The following is an 18,739-nucleotide window of genomic DNA, read 5'->3' on the forward strand; positions in this document are numbered from 1 at the left end:
ATGCGATTTTTTGTGAAACTGGAGGAACTATCCAAATGAAAAATATCCTGATGATGACCGTTGCTGTTGGCGCACTGGCTTTCGCTGCTGCTCCTGCAATGGCACAAGACGGCGGCGTTGATCTGAGCATCGCTGGCCACATGAAAGGTTACGTAACCTGGAACGACCAAGATGAAGCCGTTGGCTCTGAAGCCCGTTCGGTAGACATCCTGCGCGAAACCGAAATTCACTTCACCGGCGAAACCACGCTGGACAACGGTCTGACCGTTGGTTTCCACACGGAACTGGAAGATGATCTGGGCGACGGCTTTGCTACGGAAGAAAGCTATGCTTACTTCGCTGGCAACTGGGGCCGCGTAAACTTCGGTGCTGAAGATGGCGCTGCATACTTGCTGCAAGTTGCTGCTCCGTCCGCTGACTCGAACGTTGACGGCATCCGTCAGTACATCAGCGCGTTCAACGCTGACATCGCTGGCGTAGCTGCTGCGACCGAAGCTCTGGACTACGACACGGCTCCGACCGGCGCGTCCGACAAGCTGACCTACATCACTCCGAACTTCAACGGCTTCCAAGCTGCTGTTTCCTACACACCGGAAGTTGACGCTGCATCCCGCTCCTTGGGCGTTTCTGCAGACGACGAAGAAGGCGATCTGGGTACCGCATACGAAGCTGCTGTTCGTTATGAAGGCAACTTCGACGCGTTCCGCCTGGCAGTTGGTGCTGGTTATGCACAAGTTGAAGTTGAAGAAGACGCTGTTGCTCCGGCTAACGACGACGTTCAATCCTGGAACCTGGGTGCAAACGTTGGCTTCGGCGCGTTCAACATCGGCGCAGTTTACTTCGATGAAGAAAACACCGGTGGCGTAGAAGATGTTAACACCGATGGTTTCGTAGTTGGTGTTGACTACACAACTGGCCCGTTCGTTATCGGCGCTTCCTACTACAACGCTGACGACGTACATGAAACCGCTGGTCTGGACGCTGAGCGTTATTCCGGTGGCGTAACCTACAACTACGGCCCGGGCATGTCCTTCCGTGGTTCTGTACACCACGTACAGTATGACGAAGCTGCTGGCGACGACGTAGATGGTACGTCCCTGCTGCTGGGTACGCAAATCAACTTCTAATCTTCGGATTGGATGATGAATATGGAAGGGGGGCCTCTTGGGCCTCCCTTCTTTTTTGTGCCGTTTGCTTTTTCGCCCGCTCCGGCTGTCATCCCGAACGCATGTGAGGGATCTCACCTTGGATGAAGAGTGGATCCCTCGTCGCTGCGCTCTGTCGGGATGACAGTGGGGGTGGGTGGTAAAAAAGGCATCAATAAACCCTTCAGCCAATACGAAAAACACAGCCGTATATCAAAGGGATAGGACGTTCCCACGGGCTGGACAGGGGGGACTCTGAATGGCATCCTTATGCCTTATAACGAATCAGTCTTTCTTTATTTCGGGGACCACTTAAGACCATGAAAAAAATTCTTCTCTCCGCTTTGGTTGCGGGATCTACATTTGCCGCTATCCCATCCGCGATGGCGCAGGACAATGCGATTGATCTGGGTATTGGTGGTTTCATGCGTGGTTATGTCGCTGTGCATGATCAAGATGATATGCCGGGTAATGAATCCCGCACGTTTGATATCCTGCGCGATACCGAAGTGCACTTTAAAGGCAAAACCAAACTGGATAACGGTCTGACCGTCGGGTTCCATACTGAAATCCGCAATGATCTTGGCGATGGGTCTGCGGTTGACGAATCCTACGTCTATTTCTCCGGCGATTGGGGCCGCATCAATTTTGGTGCCGAAGATGGCGGCGCTTATTTGCTGCAGGTTGCGGCACCGGCTGCGGATTCCAACATCGACGGTGTGCGCCAGTACATCAACCCGATCAACTATGACACGTTGACGAACGGTGCTTTGGGCACAGGGTTCCAGATTGACTACGCCACGAACTCCTCGGGCAAATCCGACAAGATTACCTACACCACGCCGGAGTTTTCTGGCTTCCAGGCGGCTGTGTCCTATACTCCGGACGTCAGTGGCACGTCCCGTTCTCTCGGCGTTGCCGAAGATGACGAGCTGGATGATCGTGGCTCGGCTTACGAAATCGGTGCGCGCTATGAACGTGAAATGGGCGATTTCCATTTCTTGCTCGGCGCCGGTTATGTTGCGGTTGATGTTGAACAGAAATCCGCAGCCAGCGATGATCTGACATCATGGAACACGGCAGCGGTTCTGGGCTGGAAAAACTTCCAATTCGGTGCTGTCTATTTCGATGAAGAAAATGTCGATACGGACGCCAACGAAAATCATGATGGTTTCGTGATCGGTGCGGATTACACCATGGGCTTGTGGGTTCTGGGTGCGTCTTACCTGAACGGCACCTATGAGGAATTGGCCGCAAACGAGGGCGATACCGAGCGTTACAGCCTTGGCCTGACCTATAACTACGGCCCGGGCCTGTCGTTCCGCAGTTCTATTCACCATGTTGAACACGAATTCGGCGGCGCCATCGGCGACCGCGACGCCACCAGCCTGTTGCTAGGCACGCAAATCAACTTCTAATCTTCGGGTTGGATGAAACGATTTAAAAAAGGGGCGGATATCGCCCCTTTTTCTTTTTTGTTATGCTGATGCCATGATCGACCACGCCGCCATCCAAACCCGCATTGAATCCGCCGCCCGTGCTTGCGGGCGCGCGTGTTCGTCTGTGCAATTGGTGGCGGTCAGCAAGACGCAGCCGGATGAAAAAATTGATGCGGCTTTGCGCGCGGGGCTGCGTGTGTTCGGGGAAAACCGGGTGCAGGAAGCACAGGCGCGGTGGGGAAAAAACCATGGGGCGGATCGGCGGGCGATGTATGCGGATTTGGTTCTGCATCTGATCGGGCCCTTGCAAACGAACAAGGTGCGCGATGCGGTTTCGGTGTTTGATGTCATCGAAACGGTGGATCGCCCTAAATTGGTCCATGCGCTGGCGGCGGAGATGCGGGCGCAAAAGCGGGCTTTACCGTGCTTTATTCAGGTGAATACGGGGGATGAGGCCCAAAAAGCCGGGTGTTCCGTAGCGGATCTGCCCGGTTTGCTCGCCTTATGCCGGGATCAGGGGCTGCATATCACCGGATTGATGTGTATTCCCCCTGTGGACGCTGATCCGGTTCCGCATTTTCAACTTTTGCACGATCTGGCGGGGCGGTATGGCTTGCCCAATCTCAGCATGGGCATGTCGGCTGATTTTGAAACCGCCATTGCCTATGGCGCGACCCATGTGCGTGTGGGGTCGGCGCTGTTCGGGGTGCGGGGATAGGCCCTCACCCTAGCCCTCTCCCAGAGGGAGAGGGAACGTGGGCGCGCTCAATCGAACACCCTCTCCCTGCGGGAGAGGGTTGGGGTGAGGGGTTACTCGTTAAATTTCCACACTTGCCGCTTCACCGCATGGCCTGCTGCCGGGGCAAGATCGCCCAGCGCGGCGGCGCTTTCATAATGCTGTGAGGCATTGAAGGCCAGCAGGGTTTCCGGTGTTGGTGGTGTCAATGGCGCGGTGGCGGCGCGGTCCAGTTGGGCCAGGGATGTCTGGCTGGCGGTTTGGTCAATCGATTGATGGGCGGGGGACGGGCTGGGTCCGGGATTGGGGCCGGGATTGGGAATGGCTTCATCCTTCAGCGCGGCCATGACATGCTCGTCAATGGTGCCACCGGTTTCTTCGGCAACAATCACATTCACCAACCCGGCGGCGGCCCCGACGGCCCCGCCAAACAACGCACCACCAAAGACGCGGCTGGAAGGACGGATCGTGTCCCCGGTGATTTCGCGGTACGCCGTGCTGACCAGCGGGATGTGTTGCAGGGGATTGATAATGTCGATCAGATCGCCAAAGCCAAACGGTTCTTCACCCTGCAGGGTTGGATCAACGCTGTGATCGGCTTGATAGGCCAACGCGCCATCAACATGCGGCTGAACCGGTCCGGCTCCGGACAGGGCGGCCAAGGTTTCTTCCTGCGCCGTTTTGGGCGCACCCCAGACCGGAACGGACCCGGCCATGCGGTCATCACCCTGTTCCATGCGGAAGACAGGGCGGGGCTTTGCGGTGGGGTGGCTGGTGGCTTGCGGGCCTGAAAAAACGGCCACACCCGTCTGCCCCCGCGGGGAGGAAGCCGCAAGTGCAGAGGGCGTGGCGATCGTGTCAGGCACCATCATGGGAGAAACTTTTCCAGTTCGTTGAGCAATCGTCAGGGTGATTTTGCAAGGATCGTGCCGCTGGGGTGTTTTATTAACACATTGTTTTAAAACAATAATCTTTTGTATGTGCGGGGGCTTGGCCTCTCAGTTGACCAATTTTGCCCGGCGTTTTGTTCCGCCCCGGTTTCTGGCATGATGCAGGGATGACCCAGACCCCATCGCCACAAACACCCCCCATGTCCATCCGCGTGCCGCCGTCCTTGCCGGGGCGGGTGGGCGATGTTCTGGTGCGCGAAGCGGCGCGGCATGGGATGATCGTGACGATCAGCACGATGCCCGCCGATCTGGACCTTACCGATATGCTGGATGGGTCGCGGCGTGTGCGGCTGGGCTTGGTGCTGGATATGATCCGGCGGCACAGCGTTGTGGGGGCCGCCCCTGCCGTGCTGGGCATGTTTGAATTTTTGCCCGCCGATCTGGCGCTGCGCGGTGCGGATGGCATTGTCACGCGCCTGACCGAGAAGGAACGCGATGTTTTATCCGTCCTGCTGGCTGCGCGTGGCGCGGCGGTGGCGCGGGATGATTTGCTGGACCGTGTCTGGGGCTTTGTGCCGGGTGTCGAAACCCACACGCTGGAAACGCATATTTACCGCCTGCGGCAAAAACTGGAAACCGATCCGGCAGACCCGGTAATCCTGACCACGGATGGGGACGGGTATCGGTTGATTGTTGGATAAGTGTTTTTACCGTTCTTACAATTGTCATCCTCGCGAAAGCGGGGATCCATACGGGCGAACGGATAGGCACTATGGATTCCCGTGTTCACGGGAATGACAAGGGAGAGTGTTTTCTCCTAGCCCACCAAAATCAAATCCACCGCTTCGCGCAGGCTTTGCAGGAATGTATCTGCCTTCTTGATCGTCAATGTGGTGATGCCGCGTCCGGCCAGTGTTTCCAAATCACTCATCAATCGCTGGATCGTCCGGGTTTCATCCGGGCTCAGCTCCACCTTTGGGCCCGTCACTGTGGGTGGCGGCGGGGGAGCTGTATCACTGATAGAGATGGAATGGCTGCCCTGCCGCGCCGTGTTTTGATAGGCGTGCGCGGCCATGGAGGCCTGCTGGGCCACGGGGCTGGGCGGCGGCGTTTCGGGTGGGGGCGTTACCGGAGTGGGGGCCTGCGCGTGTTGTGGTGTTGGTACAGCGGTGCCCGCTTGAATCAATAAATCGCGCAGGAAGACATACAAGGCTGAAACCGAAACATGCGCATCATCGTCGAATGAAAATTCGTCGCTTTCTTCTTTGCGCTCGTCTTTCTTTTTGCCCTGACCACGATCCTCGTCATGGCGGATGCCCAGCCATGAATCTGTCTGCTCGGTGGTGCGGAATGTGGTGCGGAAAACACCGTCCAGTTTTGAATCCATAGCGCCAAAAAGCCTTAAAAAATCATCGTTATAACAGGTTCATTATAACGCGTTTTGCGGGCTTTTCGTCATTATTCCTTGCTGAACAGCAACATCAGGTCGCGTTCCCGGCTGGTAACATAGCCGGGGGAGACATCTTCCCACAGGAGAATGTCTTCTTCGTCTTCCTTCCACAGGGCCAGAACCACCGGGCTGGCAACCATGGGGAAGATCGGAACGCCGGAAATCTCCATCGGGGCTTTGCCGTCGGCTTCCTTGACGAAGGCGACGATTTCCGCCCGCACCAGACGCTTATCGGCGGACGTCCGTATGCGCAGCAGGCTTTTAATCCGGTCATATTTGGCCTGATCCAGCGGGAAGCTCATCGTGGGCTTCACCCCCGTCACAATCACGCCCAGCCACAAATCCCCGACATTAAACGGGAAATATAGCGGGTCGCCCATGGCGGGCAGGGTCAGGACCATCTTGCGTTCGCTGGCTGGCGTTTTGCCCTCTGCTTCGGTGGCATCAAACAATTGCAGTGTGGCCGGGCTTTTGATGGTCAGCGGCGTGCGCTCAACATAGAAATTCAGGAAGCCTTGTTGCAGGCGCAGCGTGCCCTGTTGCACGACATCATTGCGCAGGCTGGGCTTGGCGTCCTTATAGGCCTGGGTCGGTGTGATCCATGTGCGAAAATCCGGCAGCGTGTCGGTCAGGCGGTAGAACGCAAACGCGGCCTTCTCGCTTTCGGTATAAGACCGCATTAAATCTTCCTGCGCATAGGCCATGCGATGGGGTGTGACCAGAGTCAGCAACACCACAACACAAGAGAGAAGGCGCAAGGCGGATACGAGCATCAACGGGATTTCCAAAACCGAATCCAGACCGGATCGGGGCAGGGTGTGGCAGGACAGTGTCTATCCTATGATGCTATAATCTCTTTTATAATCTCTGAATACAACTGGGATATGTATTGCGATGGCGAAAAAACCGCCCCCGAAACCTCCGTCCGAAACTGGGGGGCGAACTGGGGAAAAACCCAAGAGAAACTCTAGGGAAAACAGAGGCTTAAGTGCAGAAGACCACGGGCTGTGGGCCTTTGTTCTGCGCGATGTTTTGCCGTTGCCCGGAAAACGTCCAAAACCCGTTTTTGAGGGGGACGACCATACGCCAGCACGCACCACCGCCACTCTGTCCCCGGACCCTGTTCCGGCCACCGCTCTTGCCACCCCTGCGGCGCGGGGGGACCGTGATCTGTCGCCGGGGTCGGGTCTGGATCGCCGCAATGCCAACCGCTTGCGCAAGGGTCAGATGGTGATTGAAGGGCGGTTGGATCTGCATGGCTTGCGGCAGGCCGAGGCCCAAGCCCGCCTGACGCAGTTTTTGCTGTCGGCGCATGCGGCGGGCAAACGCTGTGTGCTGGTGATTACCGGCAAGGGCAATTCAAAAATGCAGGCGGATGCGGATGATGGTTTGCCCGGCTGGATGCGCAATGAACCGGGCGTCCTGCGCCAGAATTTGCCGTTGTGGCTGCGGCAGGATCCGTTGCGCGCCATCGTGCTGGAAATGAGCCCGGCGACGCCGCGTGATGGCGGCACGGGCGCTTTTTATATCCTGTTGCGCAGGGAAAGATAGCCGTTAAGGCTCCACCGAAATCACGGTGACCATGCGTTCCAGGGCCCGCGAAATATTCTGGACATTGACGTTATCGCCCGCGCGTTCCAGCGTCAGCGTGCCCGTATACGGGCCGGGGACCAGCGTGCCGCGCACTTTGCGCCCCACATAGTAAAATTGCCGGGCGCGGGTTTTATCTTGGGTGATATTGCGGCTGGCGAAAATGCGGCCCAGCGGATCGGTGATGGTCATGCGGATCACATCCCCTTCGCGCACACCGTAAATACCAACCCAGAACGACAAAGCCGGGGCATCGGCCCGCACGGTGGCGGCCCCGGTTGCATCAATGCGCAGGCCATCCAGCACGGGTTCACCCGGCGCGAACCCGCCCGCATACAAGGCGACGGGTTCATAAGGCAGGCTGAGGCCCATCAGCCACAGCGGTTGCGGCGTGCCGCCACAGCCACCGTCAATGGCCTCGCCGCTGAAGGGGTCGATAATCGTGCCGCCTTTAAACAGGCTGAAATGCAGATGCGGAAATTCCGCCGCACCGGATTGCCCGATCTCGCCAATGCGTTCCCCGGCGCGCACCGGTTGGTTGGGCTTGACGGTGATGCTGCCCTTTTTCATGTGGCAGGAAATGCTTTGCCAGCCATTGCCATGATCGATCAGGACACCGTTGCCACAGCCCAGATTGGACGACAGCATCGTTTGAATCTGCTCGCCCGATGGTTGTTGATCGTCTTGCCCGTCACGCACACGCACGACGCGGCCATTGGCGGCGGCAACAACGCCAACGCCAATATCCATGGCCACGCGGTCGCGAATGGCGAAGTCGGTGCCATCATGCCCGTCATAGGTGCGCGGACCGCAGGTGTAATCGCGGACGCTGTCTTTTTCGGTATCGGTGTCGATGTAATTTACAACCCAGCAATCGGTGCCCAGCGCGCACGCGGCTGGCATCATCAATTGGGGTGGGCCAGGCGGGGTTGGGGCGGGTGTTTGCGCCTTGGACGGGGTTTGCACCATCGCCGGGCCCGGGATTTTTTCGGCCGGGGCGTTGTCTGCTGGAGCGTTTTCTGCGGGTGCAGGCTCCTCCGCCGCGGGCAGCGATGTCTGCGCCAATGCGGGCGCGCCAAAACTGCACGAGAGGATAAAAACAGCGATAAGAAGCTTAAAAGCCATGATCCATTAAATTCGGATTGAGTTTGCGGATAATCGCCACGTGCTGGGCCAGTGGCGCGGGCATGGTATCAGCCTTCAGGGCATCAAAGCCACGCAAAATCTGCGGGCGGTGAAGATTGATCCGCGCCTGCGCTGAACCCATGCCTTCAGAGAGATAGGTCGGATTCATAAGCTGGTAATAGCGCGCAATAAAGGCGCTGGTCATCGCTTCTTTTGTACGGGGGCCAAGGGTGCGCGCCATCAGGGGGCCGGCCCTGCTGTGTAGCAGTGTTGTCATCTGCACGTCGTAAAAGGCGTGTGCCAATGCGGCCCAGCCGGACATGCGGCGATAGGGGCGCGCGGCCTCCACGAACAATTCTGTGGCGCGGGGTATGCGGTTGACACCATCATTGATGGACAACAACAACCGTGCTGCCATCGCCTGTTCATGCAGGCGCAGTTCCAGATGTTCAATGCGTTTGATTAAGTCATGGGGGTTTTTGCGCGTGTAATGGACCACCCCCGCCTCATGCGCGGCGATGAACGCATCGCGCAGGCGCGGGTGGTCGGGCAGACCTGATTTTTTAAACACTGCAAGCGCCTTGGACACGCGTGAATATCAATCAATAAAAGGGTTTATAAGGATGTCCGGCACAGTAGGGGGTGCAAGGCGGGCTGTCAAATTTGTGGGTTCCTTACCATTCGTTGCCCCTGCGCAAGCCGGGATTTTCGTGAGATTAAGAAAAATTTGAACCGCGACGGACGCAAAGGACGCGACGTTTTCACCAACCCCCACCACTGGGCATTCCCGCGAAAGCGGGAATCCAATGGATGGGGCGTGTGGATTCCCGCTTTCGCGGGAATGCTGAAACGGGAAAACAGGGCACAAAACCCGTCGCGTCCTTTGCGTCCGTCGCGGTTCAAACACTTACAGGACGGTGCATATACCGGCCTTCGCCGGTATGATGAGGGAGTCGGTGGGGGCGTGTTCAGGTGCGGTTGCGCTGCATCATTCCGCTTCGATCAGCGTAATAAAATGCTGCATGATCTTGCGGTACAGGGCATCGCCCAGATAGCCGTCTTCGACCCCGGAATCGATGCTGGGGTTGTCGTTGACTTCGATGACGTAGACGCCGTCCTTGGTTTCCTTCAAATCGACGCCATACAAGCCCTTGCCGATCAGGCTGGCGGCCTTGGTGGCGATTTTGACGACTTTTTCCGGGGCGTCTTCGATCGCGATGGTGATGTGGTCGCCGTCTTGGAAATTATGTTCGTCCAGATGCTGGTAAATCTGCCAGTGGCCCTTGGCCATGAAATATTTACAGGCGAAAATCGCCTCACCATTCAGCACGCCGATGCGCCAGTCGAAATCCGACTGGATAAATTCCTGCGCCAGAATGACTTCTGATTTTTTCAACAACTCGCGCGCCATGCGGTCGAAATCTTCGGGGTTTTCGGCCTTCACCACGCCTTGGCTGAACGCGCCGTCGGGAATTTTCAGCACCGCCGGATAGGTCAGCGTGTCGCGGATTTTGCGTTCCGTGCGCTTGTCGATAATGGTGGTTTTGGGTGTTGGCACCTTGTTCGCGCTCAACAGCTCAAACAAAAACACCTTGTTACAGCAGCGGATAATGGATTGCGGATCATCGATAACCGGGATGCCCTCGTTCTGCGCCTTGTTGGCCAGACGATAGGTGTGGTGGTTGATCGCGGTGGTCTCACGGATGAATAGCGCGTCATATTCCAAAATCGATGCGGAATCGTGCTTGGTGATAAATTCCACCGACAGGTTCAATTCCTTGCCCGCCTTGACGAATTTTTGCAGGGCTTTTTTATCCGATGGCGGATGCATTTCTTCGGGGTCGTGCAAAATACCGATCCAGTATTTTTCTTTCTTCCCGTTGTTTGTGCTGCTCCACGCCGACCCGGTGAATTTTTCTAGCGCGTCGGCCATGAACGACATTTTTTCATCCGGAATGTCGGACAAAGCCAGCGGCTCGATATTCTTCACTTCCCATTTCTTGCCGTAGTGCAATTCAATGGCCAGCAAAGGAAAGCGGAACAGGTCAAAGGCGCGGCGCGCAACGGCGTCCAGTTTCGGGTGCGATGTGCGCCCGAAATACACGTAATATGTGCGTTCCAGCGGTTCATCCGCCGGTTCCTTGAATACGCGGTCCAGCACGCCGTTCAATTCGGGCAGGGCGGATTGGTAGTTGCGTTTCCAGTTGAGCTGAATCATATGCGACACGGACGGGATGCAGCGCATGTTGCGCGCCTCCGCCAGCAGGGAGCAGTAATACCCCTTGCTCATATACTCGTAATCGCTGCAGAGATTGATAACCTTGACGCGCTGGCAATGATGCAAATCGATGCCGTGCAGACGGTTGGCGATGAAATCATCCGGCGTCACGATGACGCGATCCGGGTGATCCGGGATCGTTTCGCGGGCTTCGTCGGTGATTAAAATATATTTCAGCACGTCTGGCGCTTATGACCTGTGTGTTTATCACAGATTCAATAGCATTTTCAGGGCATCCGTACCATCGGAATAGTATGCGGGCACGCGTCCGTACGAAACAAACCCCAGTTTTTCGTAAAGGGCGATGGCGGTTTTGTTGCGGGTGCGTACCTCCAGCCACAGGCGCGGCGTCTTGCGGGCTTTGGTCACGGCGATGGCCTTGGTCATCAGCGCCCGGCCGATGCCCTTGCCCCGGTGTGCCTTGTCCGCCACGACGGAATAAATCCGCGCCCCGCGCACGGCGTGGAAAAACACCAGCACATACCCGCACAGATCCCCGGTCTGCCCATCCACCGCAACCCAGAAGGCGGCGTTGGGGTTGGTGATGTGGCTGGCCATCTGCCGGGGGCTGAGCTGGTCATGGGCAAAATTGCGCATTTCCATCGCCAGCAACCCATCGCGGTCGGATGGTTTGGCGCGGCGCAGGGTTACGGGCGCGGCAGAACGGGATGGGGGGCGAGAAGGGGGCATGAAATACTCATCAAAAAGAGTTTGGTCTATGAAAAATACAGCGTTGCGTGCGGGCTGGCAAGATCGTCGTAAATGCCATAAACTGGCCCACATTCCGCGCCAGTATGGCAGCGGGACAATGTGCATTCTTAACAAAGCCGGGGGGACGTGACAGCAGGTCATGGCGGTCCTGCGGCTGGGGTTTTGTGTTGATGGACACTCTTTTGGATTTCTTTACGCAAACCGCACTCGGTCATCCGGTCTGGATGTGGGGTGCGTTTCTGGGCATCGTGCTAACGCTGCTGGTTTTTGACCTTGGTGTCTTGAACCGCAAGGACCATGAAATCGGCGTGCGTGAAAGCCTGCGCCTGACGGCGGTGTATGTCGTCATCGCGCTGCTGTTTGGTGTGTGGGTGTGGAACTCCCTCGGGTCCGATCCGGGGATGGATTATTTCACCGCCTATCTGATTGAACTTAGCCTGTCGATCGACAATCTGTTCGTAATCTCGATGATCTTCGCCTATTACGGCGTGCCGCGGCAGTACCAGCACCGTGTGTTGTTCTGGGGCATTATCGGCGTGATCCTGATGCGCGGTCTTTTGATCGGTGTCGGCAGTGCCGTGGTGCACCGTTTTGAATGGGTCTTGCTGATCTTCGCGGCTTTCTTGGTCTTTACCGGCTTGAAAATGCTGCTGACCAAGGATGAGGATGAGGGTCGCATCGAAGACAGCGCGTTCCTGAAATTCCTGCAAAGACATTTGCGCGTGACGCCGTTCCTGCACGGGCATAAATTCTTTGTCCGGGAAAAGGGCATGGATTCCCTGACCGGATGGGTGGCAACGCCGTTGTTCCTGGCGCTGGTCACGGTTGAGGTTGCGGATCTGATCTTCGCGGTCGACAGCGTGCCCGCCGTGCTGGCCATCACCAACAACACGTTCGTGGTGTACACCAGTAACATTTTCGCCGTGGTCGGTTTGCGGGCGATGTATTTTGCCGTGGCGGCGATCATTCACCGCTTCCACTACATGAAATATGCGTTGGCCGTCATCCTGATGTTTATCGGGACCAAGGCGTTTATCGCGGAATTTGCCGGCTTTAAATTGCCGCCGGTGCTGTCGCTTGGGATTACGTTGACCCTGCTGGCCTCGGGTATCATCTTCTCGATGATCAAAACCCGCAAAGAAGCCGAAGCCGTGGTTCATGCCGCGCTCAAAGGCGAAAGCGTCGTCCATATCGGCCCCAAGCCGGGGGATGACGTCAAAGGCCCGACCGCCGCTCAGGACACCTGAGCCGCCATTAACAAACCACATGGTTAATAAAAATTCTGATACCGGGGTGAGAAACACACCCCGGTATCGTGTTTTTACCCTTGCTTCAGCCTTTAAAGCCTTGAGATTCCGCAGGAAGAAAAAATTACGGAAAATACGGCCCGTATTTAAGGTTTGGCTTATATTTCATGGTATCCTGAAGAGAATATGAAAACACCACCGTGCTATAATGAAGGTGGATGCCCATTTCCGGTTTAATTCGGCAGGGCAGGCGAAGCGGCAGTCTAATCGGCCTTCTGGCGCTTCGGGTCCCCCACACGGGGGACGACAAGAGTGATCCGGGTTTGGTCGGGCAGTTCCGGGAAGGGGGCCGCCCACCGTGTTAAAGCGTTATTGGTAGAGAGTTTAGACGGTCGATTCATGAAACAATCTGTTCGATACCAACGGGCCCGCGTGCGGGTGCCGATGCGGTTTTTTGTGCTTTTTTCCGGGGTTTTTCTGGCTGTTTTTGGCGGGTTTTCCACCGTCCATGCGGCCAGTGCCTCGCTGCCGGTATCGGTGCGTGTGGTCAATTGCGCCACCCCCGATCTGGCGCGGGCGATGTGCAGCAGTGAAAACCTGTGCTGCAGCCTGATTCCGATGTTGGAGGCCCGGGACGCGGTGGCGGGACAGGCCATGGTGTCGCCACCCAGTGGTGATACGGCGGTGTCCTACGCCTCTGGCACGGTATCCTTTGAACCAGGGGATGGTTCATCTGTGGTGTATGAGTAAGTGTCTTAGGGCTATTTTTCACGTTTCTCCTGTAAAAACTTATTGCCGCGCACAACATCGTGCGCGGCGATTTTTTCGGAAAGTTTAACAATTTCTGTTTGAATCAATGGGACGGTCCCCGTATGGTCGGCGCAACAAAAGCGGTTTGCCGTTCCAAAAAACTGCCGTACCCGCAACAGGGCCTGTCAATCGAGTATCTTTGTGTGGATGAGGCTATGACAGAAATACCCCAACCGAAATCAACCGACCCAATCCCTACTGTGGAATTGGTCACTGAACTGGCGCCCGGCGATCTGGATGATTTGATCGACGCGACCGATTCCGCCATTTCTGATGGTGGTGGGTTCGGGTGGGTGCGCCTGCCCGCGCGTGAAGTGCTGGAACGGTATTGGCGCGGCGTGATGACCATGCCATCGCGGATTTTGTTCGTGGGCCGGATGGACGGGGTGATTTGCGGAACCGCGCAACTGATCACACCGCAAAAAAATAACGAGGCCCAGAATTTCACCGTCACCATGACCACCGTTTTCGTGGCCCCGTGGGCGCGTGGCCATGGTCTGGCCCGCATGATGGTCGAGAAGATGGAAGAGGTCGCCCGCGACGAAGGGTACAGCGCCATCAACCTGGACGTCCGTGACAGCCAGGATGTGGCCATTAAATTGTATGAGAGCATGGGCTATGTGCATTTTGGCACGAACCCGTTTTATGCGCGCGTGGATGGCAAAATCATTCCGGGCCGCTATTATTACAAAGTCCTTGATCCCTCGGGCCTGAAAGAGCGCCCGGAGATTGATCTGGTTTGATCGTTAAGTCCGGCTTCTTCCCTATTTTTCCCCTCCCAGAGGGAGGGGGTTAGGGGGAGGGGTTGCGATGTTGAAAAACACTCACCATCCGATCCCCCCACCCCAACCCTCCCCCTCTGGGGGAGGGCGTAAAACTCAAAACGTAGTCGTCTTTCCATTCAGGTGTCTGCGCGCTATGCTGACCGGCATGTTCGGTTTCCAGCAAAGGGGTGCATCCATGACCTATGACGCCAACAATATTTTCGCCCGTATCCTGCGTGGGGAAATCCCGTGCAACAGGGTGTATGAGGATGATCAGGTGCTGGCCTTCCACGACATTGCCCCGCACGCACCCGTGCATGTGCTGGTCATTCCGAAAGGGGCCTATATCAATCAGGCTGATTTTGGCACGCGGGCCAGTGCCGATGAAATTGCGGCCCTGTACCGCGCCGTGGCAAAAATCGCCACCGATCTGGGCCTGCATGAAACGGGGTTCCGGACCATCGCCAATACGGGATTAAATGGTGGGCAGGAAGTGCCCCATTTCCACGTCCATATTCTGGGCGGCGGTGTGCTGGGGCCGATGCTGTCGAAAAAGCTGGCCTAAGACTTACGCGCGCAGGCGGCCCACAGCATCATTCAATTGGTTCAATGCATCGTTATAGGCGGCGTTCAGGCCAGTGACCGCGTCCCGATATTCATCGTCCGGCATTTCTTCGATCTTGTCCATCAAATCACGGGACATGTGGGACAGGCGATCCAGCCCGACGCTGCCCGCCGTTGCGGCCAGCGCGTGCAGGCTTTGATAGGCGGATTTGCGATCGCCCTCCAACCCGGACAGGGACCCCAGCCGTTCATCGGCATCACTGCGGAAAGCTTCGACCATTTTCCCGGTTTGTTCATCCCCCAAAAACCCGCGTAAATTCGCCAGTTTTGCCGGATCGAACAGGACATCGTTGTCGTTGGCATCTTTGATGCCGTTATGATTGCTCGCCATGCGGTCACACAGGCCGCAGACGGCATCGATTTTTTTGTACAGCATGTCGGCGTCGAACGGTTTGATCAGGTAATCATCCATTCCGGCATCGTAAAAAGACTGCGCAATTTTTGGCAAAGCATGCGCGGTCAAGGCGATGATGGGGAGATCCAGATCCAGCTCCTCGCGAATAATGCGCGTGGCTTCAAGCCCGTCCATCACGGGCATTTGAATGTCCATCAGGATCAGGTCGAAATCATGCCGTTGTTTCAGCATATCAATCGCCTCTTGCCCGTTTTCGGCGTGGGTGACTTTATGCCCGGCCCGGCGCAACAACGCGTCCATCAAATCCCGGTTCAGCGGCGTATCTTCAACCGCCAGAATGTTTTTCGGCTTGATCGATGTGGACAGGCGCGCGGTGCTGAAATTATTTTCGCGTTGCTGGCCCACGGCCATGGGGAGGGTGACGAAGAAGCGCGATCCGCGGCCTTTTTCGCTTTCAACCCGGACGGTGCCGCCCATCACCTGCACCAATTGGCGCGTGATGCTCAGGCCCAGACCAGACCCGCCATAACGACGCATCATGCCGGTTTCTTCCTGAACGAAGTTTTCAAACACGTCGTCCAGTTTGTCCTTGGCAATCCCGATCCCGGTGTCTTCAAATTCCATCAGCAGATTGCCGTTGGCGTAATCCACGCGCAGGATGATCGTGCCCTCTTCGGTGAATTTCACCGCGTTGGCCAGCAAATTGATGGCGATTTGTTTGATGCGGTATTTGTCCCCGACCAGAACCGGCGGGCAACGCGCGGAGACGACGCAATCCAGTATCAGGTTTTTCTCCTGCGCGCGGGCTTGGACCAGATCGATGCACAGGCTCAAAGCGGTGCGGATATTGAACGGAGCGCTGTCGATATCGATCTTGCCGGATTCGATGCGGGACAGGTCCAGAATATCACCAATGACGCGCAACAACGTATTGCCCGCGATTTTGGCTTTCTCCAGATAGGCCCGTTGTTCGGTGTCCATCGGCGTATCTTGTAAAATATCGATAAACCCGAGAACGCCGTTCATGGGGGTGCGAATTTCATGGCTCATCTTCGCCAGAAAATCGGCTTTGGCGGAGGCGGCCTTGATGGCTTCTTCCTTCTGGCGCTCGGCTTCCTGTGTTTTTTCACGCACCAGCGATTCAATGATTTTTGTGCGGTTCAACAGGTTGAACAAAAACGCGGCATACAGGCCCGAGAAAATCATACCGCCCACCAAAATCATGGTTGGTGTCGGGCTGTATGTGGCCCGTTCATAAGCGGGTGCGCTTTCCCAGACAAGGGTCCATTTCTGCTGCATGATGTCGATCGTGCGCTGGGTGGTGAACATTGGCGGGTGGTTGCCGTTTTGCGGCACGCTGCTGTAAATCAGGTTTTTATCTTGTGTGTCCATGCCGTCATAGACGCGAATATTCATCGTGCTGGACTGGCTATAGGTCAGGCCATCGAAAAATTCTTTACCGACAAAAGGCGCATAAATCCATCCGACCAGATTGGCACGGCGTTCCTCAACCGTGTCATGCAGCTCGTCTCCTTTCTTATAAATTGCCTGTAACAGCAAGAAGCCCGGCGCTCTATTCTTATCCTGAACCAGCTCGATAGAGCGCGTCATTGTGGGTTTGCCGGTGTCGCGGGCTTTGATGGCGGCCTCATACCGTTTCTTCTCGAACGAGACGTTCAGGCCAAAGGCCTCGGCATTTTTGGTGCGTGGTTCGATATAGGTGATAATGAAATTACCCGATTGCGGCCCCGGTGGGTGAACGCTGAAATCCGGGTTTGTTTTGCGGACATGGGTCAAAAATTCCGCCATGTGTCCTTCGGGGACGTATTCAATGTAACCAATGCCGCCGATGCCGGGGAAGTTGTTTTCGATGTCCAGCGTGCCGACAAAGGTTTCCCATTCATCGCGGGACACATCCTCGGACCCGCCAAAAAATCCGGACCCACCAACCAAAACGTGGGAATAGGATTCGATACGGTGAAGCAAAGCGCGTTCACTTTCCGCCGTCATGTTCACGAATTGCCATTTATTGTTTTCGTAGATGAATGTGCTGGCCGTTTTCCATGCGTAAAACGTCACAATCAACGGCACAATCACCGTCATGATGATCAGGGCGGACAGGGGTTTTAGCCCTTCGCGGTATTTTCTGATTTCACGAAACTCATTGATAAAAAGCAAAACCAGCGGCAAAAACACGAATACGCCCAGCAAATCGCCCAGCCACCACGTGTACCAGTTTTCAAAAACCAGATTGGCGGGCAGTTGGCCGAAGCTGTACAGCGTTGTGACCGCAATGGATGACGCGGTCAGGCACGCCAGCGGCCCGCACAGAAAGAACAACAGCAATCCCTGACGCGCCGTGTGAATTTTGGGCGGGGCCATGCCGAATACGCGCCGCACCAGAAACAGCCCGACAAGCGATTGTAATGTGGACCCGGCCCCAACGCTGGCGGCGGGCAGGATGGTGCCCCAATCAATCTGATTGATGGCGACAAAAGGCCCGCCCTGCAGCGATAAATTGACAAAGAACGACCCGATAAAAACACCGGGCCACATGCGAAAGCCGTAGGCCAGAATAAAGCCCATGGCGATGCCCGACGGGGGCCAGACGATGGTGGCGTATCCCGGCTGTGCCGCCATGAACAGACCCAGCCGCCCCATGACAAAATACAACGCCGCCAGCATGGCAATGCGGGGGATAAGAACAGACAGATCGTTCGGATGTGCCGTGTCGTTACTGTGCATTAAAAAACCAATAAATAAAAAACGCCGCCCAAAAGACTGCTCCCCAAAAACACACTGAAGGAAGCATTACAGATCATACCATTTAATTCTGACGCGATTCTTGCAGAGACCTATATCAAAGAATAGAAATAGGGTGCTGACCTAAAGAGACCAGCACCCGTTATTTGTTCATGTTTTACAATCGCTTACTGTGGCCGCGGCGCGCCCGGAAACGCGATTACATTGCTTTGCCCGCTTGGAATTCCGGGGCTGTACTGGGCCGGGTGGGCGTCCATATCCTCGTAAATGATCCCCAAATCCTCACCATTCACCATCGCATTGGTGTACGCGGCATAGGACCGCGCATGATCGGCCAGCAGGGTGCATAATTGTGCCTGATCGCTGTCGCCTGGCATATCGCCGCCGCACGTATCCAGCAAATCGGCCAGCGCTTCGAAATCTTCCGCCATGGAATCGGTGAATTGGGTTTGCGCGGCGTTGACCGCATCGTCATTCAATTGCCCATCGGCATAGGCCAACCATGTCGGACCATATTCATGCGTGATGCGGCGTGTCTCCACGGCCAGCGCGCCCGCCATCGGGTGCAGCCCGGTTAAATCATGTGCGATATGCGCCGCGGATAATGAAACGCACAACAATGCCGCATCCACCGGCATTTCCGCGATCATCACATCCATGGCGTACGTGGCGGTATCATCCAGCGGGCTCAAGCCTTTCAGAACATCATGCACGGCACACGGCACCGTCAATTCACGGTGCAGCCGCATGATCTCTTGTTCGCTCAAATGATCCTTCACGCTCTTCAATCCCAAAACAGACACTTTTTTAAA

At 56.2% G+C, this 18,739-nt stretch carries 18 protein-coding genes; 9 read left to right on the forward strand and 9 right to left on the reverse strand.

The features are described from left to right. The first annotated feature begins 35 nt into the window (after positions 1-35). From ACSC94_RS10215 to ACSC94_RS10225, 3 genes are all read left to right on the forward strand, one after another. Positions 36-1,127 carry a porin gene (locus ACSC94_RS10215; protein WP_435640736.1) on the forward strand — a complete coding sequence of 364 codons (1,092 nt, stop codon included), beginning with the start codon at positions 36-38 and terminating at the stop codon, positions 1,125-1,127. A 338-nt stretch (positions 1,128-1,465) separates the two neighbouring features. Beyond that, the gene (locus ACSC94_RS10220; RefSeq protein ID WP_435640737.1) at positions 1,466-2,563 is read left to right on the forward strand and encodes a porin; all 1,098 of its coding nucleotides are present in this window, start codon (positions 1,466-1,468) and stop codon (positions 2,561-2,563) included. Between the two features lie 73 nt (positions 2,564-2,636). Beyond that, positions 2,637-3,302 carry a YggS family pyridoxal phosphate-dependent enzyme gene (locus tag ACSC94_RS10225; RefSeq protein WP_435640738.1) on the forward strand — a complete coding sequence of 222 codons (666 nt, stop codon included), beginning with the start codon at positions 2,637-2,639 and terminating at the stop codon, positions 3,300-3,302. A gap of 92 nt (positions 3,303-3,394) precedes the next feature. On the opposite strand, the gene ACSC94_RS10230 is transcribed toward ACSC94_RS10225, so the two are convergent. Continuing rightward, positions 3,395-4,123: a hypothetical protein gene (locus ACSC94_RS10230; protein ID WP_435640739.1), complete on the reverse strand. Its 729-nt coding sequence runs from the start codon at positions 4,121-4,123 to the stop codon at positions 3,395-3,397. Positions 4,124-4,377: 254 nt separating this feature from the next. On the opposite strand from ACSC94_RS10230, the gene ACSC94_RS10235 reads away from it, so the two are divergent. Next, on the forward strand, positions 4,378-4,911 hold the full coding sequence (locus ACSC94_RS10235) for a winged helix-turn-helix domain-containing protein (protein WP_435640740.1): 534 nt from the start codon (positions 4,378-4,380) through the stop codon (positions 4,909-4,911). Positions 4,912-5,027: 116 nt separating this feature from the next. Here ACSC94_RS10235 and ACSC94_RS10240 read toward each other — a convergent pair whose 3' ends face one another. Both ACSC94_RS10240 and ACSC94_RS10245 read right to left on the reverse strand, forming a co-directional pair. Further along, positions 5,028-5,597, reverse strand: a complete 570-nt coding sequence (locus tag ACSC94_RS10240) for a hypothetical protein (protein ID WP_435640741.1) — start codon at positions 5,595-5,597, stop codon at positions 5,028-5,030. Between the two features lie 71 nt (positions 5,598-5,668). Next, entirely contained in the window at positions 5,669-6,433 is a 765-nt protein-coding gene (locus ACSC94_RS10245) for a hypothetical protein (protein WP_435640742.1), read from the reverse strand. Positions 6,434-6,698: 265 nt separating this feature from the next. Between ACSC94_RS10245 and ACSC94_RS10250 the strand changes: the two genes are divergently transcribed. Continuing rightward, a complete protein-coding gene (locus tag ACSC94_RS10250; RefSeq protein WP_435640743.1) occupies positions 6,699-7,211 on the forward strand; it encodes a Smr/MutS family protein in 513 nt (170 codons plus the stop codon). Positions 7,212-7,214: 3 nt separating this feature from the next. On the opposite strand, the gene ACSC94_RS10255 is transcribed toward ACSC94_RS10250, so the two are convergent. The 4 genes from ACSC94_RS10255 to ACSC94_RS10270 all read right to left on the reverse strand — a co-directional run bounded on the left by ACSC94_RS10255 (position 7,215) and on the right by ACSC94_RS10270 (position 11,343). After that, the gene (locus ACSC94_RS10255; RefSeq protein WP_435640744.1) at positions 7,215-8,375 is read right to left on the reverse strand and encodes a M23 family metallopeptidase; all 1,161 of its coding nucleotides are present in this window, start codon (positions 8,373-8,375) and stop codon (positions 7,215-7,217) included. After that, on the reverse strand, positions 8,365-8,946 hold the full coding sequence (locus ACSC94_RS10260) for a hypothetical protein (protein WP_435640745.1): 582 nt from the start codon (positions 8,944-8,946) through the stop codon (positions 8,365-8,367). Before ACSC94_RS10260 ends, ACSC94_RS10255 begins: the two co-directional genes overlap by 11 nt. 417 nt (positions 8,947-9,363) lie before the next feature. Then, positions 9,364-10,833 carry a RimK family protein gene (locus ACSC94_RS10265; protein WP_435640746.1) on the reverse strand — a complete coding sequence of 490 codons (1,470 nt, stop codon included), beginning with the start codon at positions 10,831-10,833 and terminating at the stop codon, positions 9,364-9,366. Positions 10,834-10,860: 27 nt separating this feature from the next. Continuing rightward, entirely contained in the window at positions 10,861-11,343 is a 483-nt protein-coding gene (locus ACSC94_RS10270) for a GNAT family N-acetyltransferase (RefSeq protein ID WP_435640747.1), read from the reverse strand. Between the two features lie 191 nt (positions 11,344-11,534). Here ACSC94_RS10270 and ACSC94_RS10275 point away from each other — a divergent pair, with 191 nt between their 5' ends. From ACSC94_RS10275 to ACSC94_RS10290, 4 genes are all read left to right on the forward strand, one after another. Then, entirely contained in the window at positions 11,535-12,611 is a 1,077-nt protein-coding gene (locus tag ACSC94_RS10275; protein ID WP_435640748.1) for a TerC family protein, read from the forward strand. 399 nt (positions 12,612-13,010) lie between these two features. Continuing rightward, positions 13,011-13,361: a hypothetical protein gene (locus ACSC94_RS10280; RefSeq protein WP_435640749.1), complete on the forward strand. Its 351-nt coding sequence runs from the start codon at positions 13,011-13,013 to the stop codon at positions 13,359-13,361. Between the two features lie 215 nt (positions 13,362-13,576). After that, positions 13,577-14,164, forward strand: a complete 588-nt coding sequence (locus tag ACSC94_RS10285) for an N-acetyltransferase family protein (protein ID WP_435640750.1) — start codon at positions 13,577-13,579, stop codon at positions 14,162-14,164. 217 nt (positions 14,165-14,381) lie between these two features. Next, positions 14,382-14,750: a histidine triad nucleotide-binding protein gene (locus tag ACSC94_RS10290; protein WP_435642171.1), complete on the forward strand. Its 369-nt coding sequence runs from the start codon at positions 14,382-14,384 to the stop codon at positions 14,748-14,750. Positions 14,751-14,753: 3 nt separating this feature from the next. On the opposite strand, the gene ACSC94_RS10295 is transcribed toward ACSC94_RS10290, so the two are convergent. Both ACSC94_RS10295 and ACSC94_RS10300 read right to left on the reverse strand, forming a co-directional pair. Further along, complete coding sequence (locus ACSC94_RS10295; protein ID WP_435640751.1) at positions 14,754-17,909, reverse strand: CHASE domain-containing protein; 3,156 nt, start codon at positions 17,907-17,909, stop codon at positions 14,754-14,756. 185 nt (positions 17,910-18,094) lie between these two features. Continuing rightward, a complete protein-coding gene (locus ACSC94_RS10300) occupies positions 18,095-18,730 on the reverse strand; it encodes a hypothetical protein (protein ID WP_435640752.1) in 636 nt (211 codons plus the stop codon). Positions 18,731-18,739 lie beyond the last annotated feature (9 nt).

The organism is Micavibrio aeruginosavorus, assembly GCF_051245535.1.
GTDB classification, from domain to species: Bacteria; Pseudomonadota; Alphaproteobacteria; order Micavibrionales; family Micavibrionaceae; genus Micavibrio; species Micavibrio aeruginosavorus_D.

Excerpts from the sequence above, each read along its gene's own strand:
- ACSC94_RS10225 (WP_435640738.1), top strand. The coding sequence starts at position 2,637 with ATGATCGACCACGCCGCCATCCAAACCCGCATTGAATCCGCCGCCCGT.
- ACSC94_RS10290 (WP_435642171.1), top strand. The coding sequence starts at position 14,382 with ATGACCTATGACGCCAACAATATTTTCGCCCGTATCCTGCGTGGGGAA.
- ACSC94_RS10270 (WP_435640747.1), bottom strand. The coding sequence starts at position 11,343 with ATGCCCCCTTCTCGCCCCCCATCCCGTTCTGCCGCGCCCGTAACCCTG.
- ACSC94_RS10280 (WP_435640749.1), top strand. The coding sequence starts at position 13,011 with ATGAAACAATCTGTTCGATACCAACGGGCCCGCGTGCGGGTGCCGATG.
- ACSC94_RS10240 (WP_435640741.1), bottom strand. The coding sequence starts at position 5,597 with ATGGATTCAAAACTGGACGGTGTTTTCCGCACCACATTCCGCACCACC.
- ACSC94_RS10285 (WP_435640750.1), top strand. The coding sequence starts at position 13,577 with ATGACAGAAATACCCCAACCGAAATCAACCGACCCAATCCCTACTGTG.
- ACSC94_RS10235 (WP_435640740.1), top strand. The coding sequence starts at position 4,378 with ATGACCCAGACCCCATCGCCACAAACACCCCCCATGTCCATCCGCGTG.
- ACSC94_RS10245 (WP_435640742.1), bottom strand. The coding sequence starts at position 6,433 with ATGCTCGTATCCGCCTTGCGCCTTCTCTCTTGTGTTGTGGTGTTGCTG.
- ACSC94_RS10295 (WP_435640751.1), bottom strand. The coding sequence starts at position 17,909 with ATGCACAGTAACGACACGGCACATCCGAACGATCTGTCTGTTCTTATC.
- ACSC94_RS10215 (WP_435640736.1), top strand. The coding sequence starts at position 36 with ATGAAAAATATCCTGATGATGACCGTTGCTGTTGGCGCACTGGCTTTC.
- ACSC94_RS10275 (WP_435640748.1), top strand. The coding sequence starts at position 11,535 with ATGGACACTCTTTTGGATTTCTTTACGCAAACCGCACTCGGTCATCCG.
- ACSC94_RS10255 (WP_435640744.1), bottom strand. The coding sequence starts at position 8,375 with ATGGCTTTTAAGCTTCTTATCGCTGTTTTTATCCTCTCGTGCAGTTTT.
- ACSC94_RS10220 (WP_435640737.1), top strand. The coding sequence starts at position 1,466 with ATGAAAAAAATTCTTCTCTCCGCTTTGGTTGCGGGATCTACATTTGCC.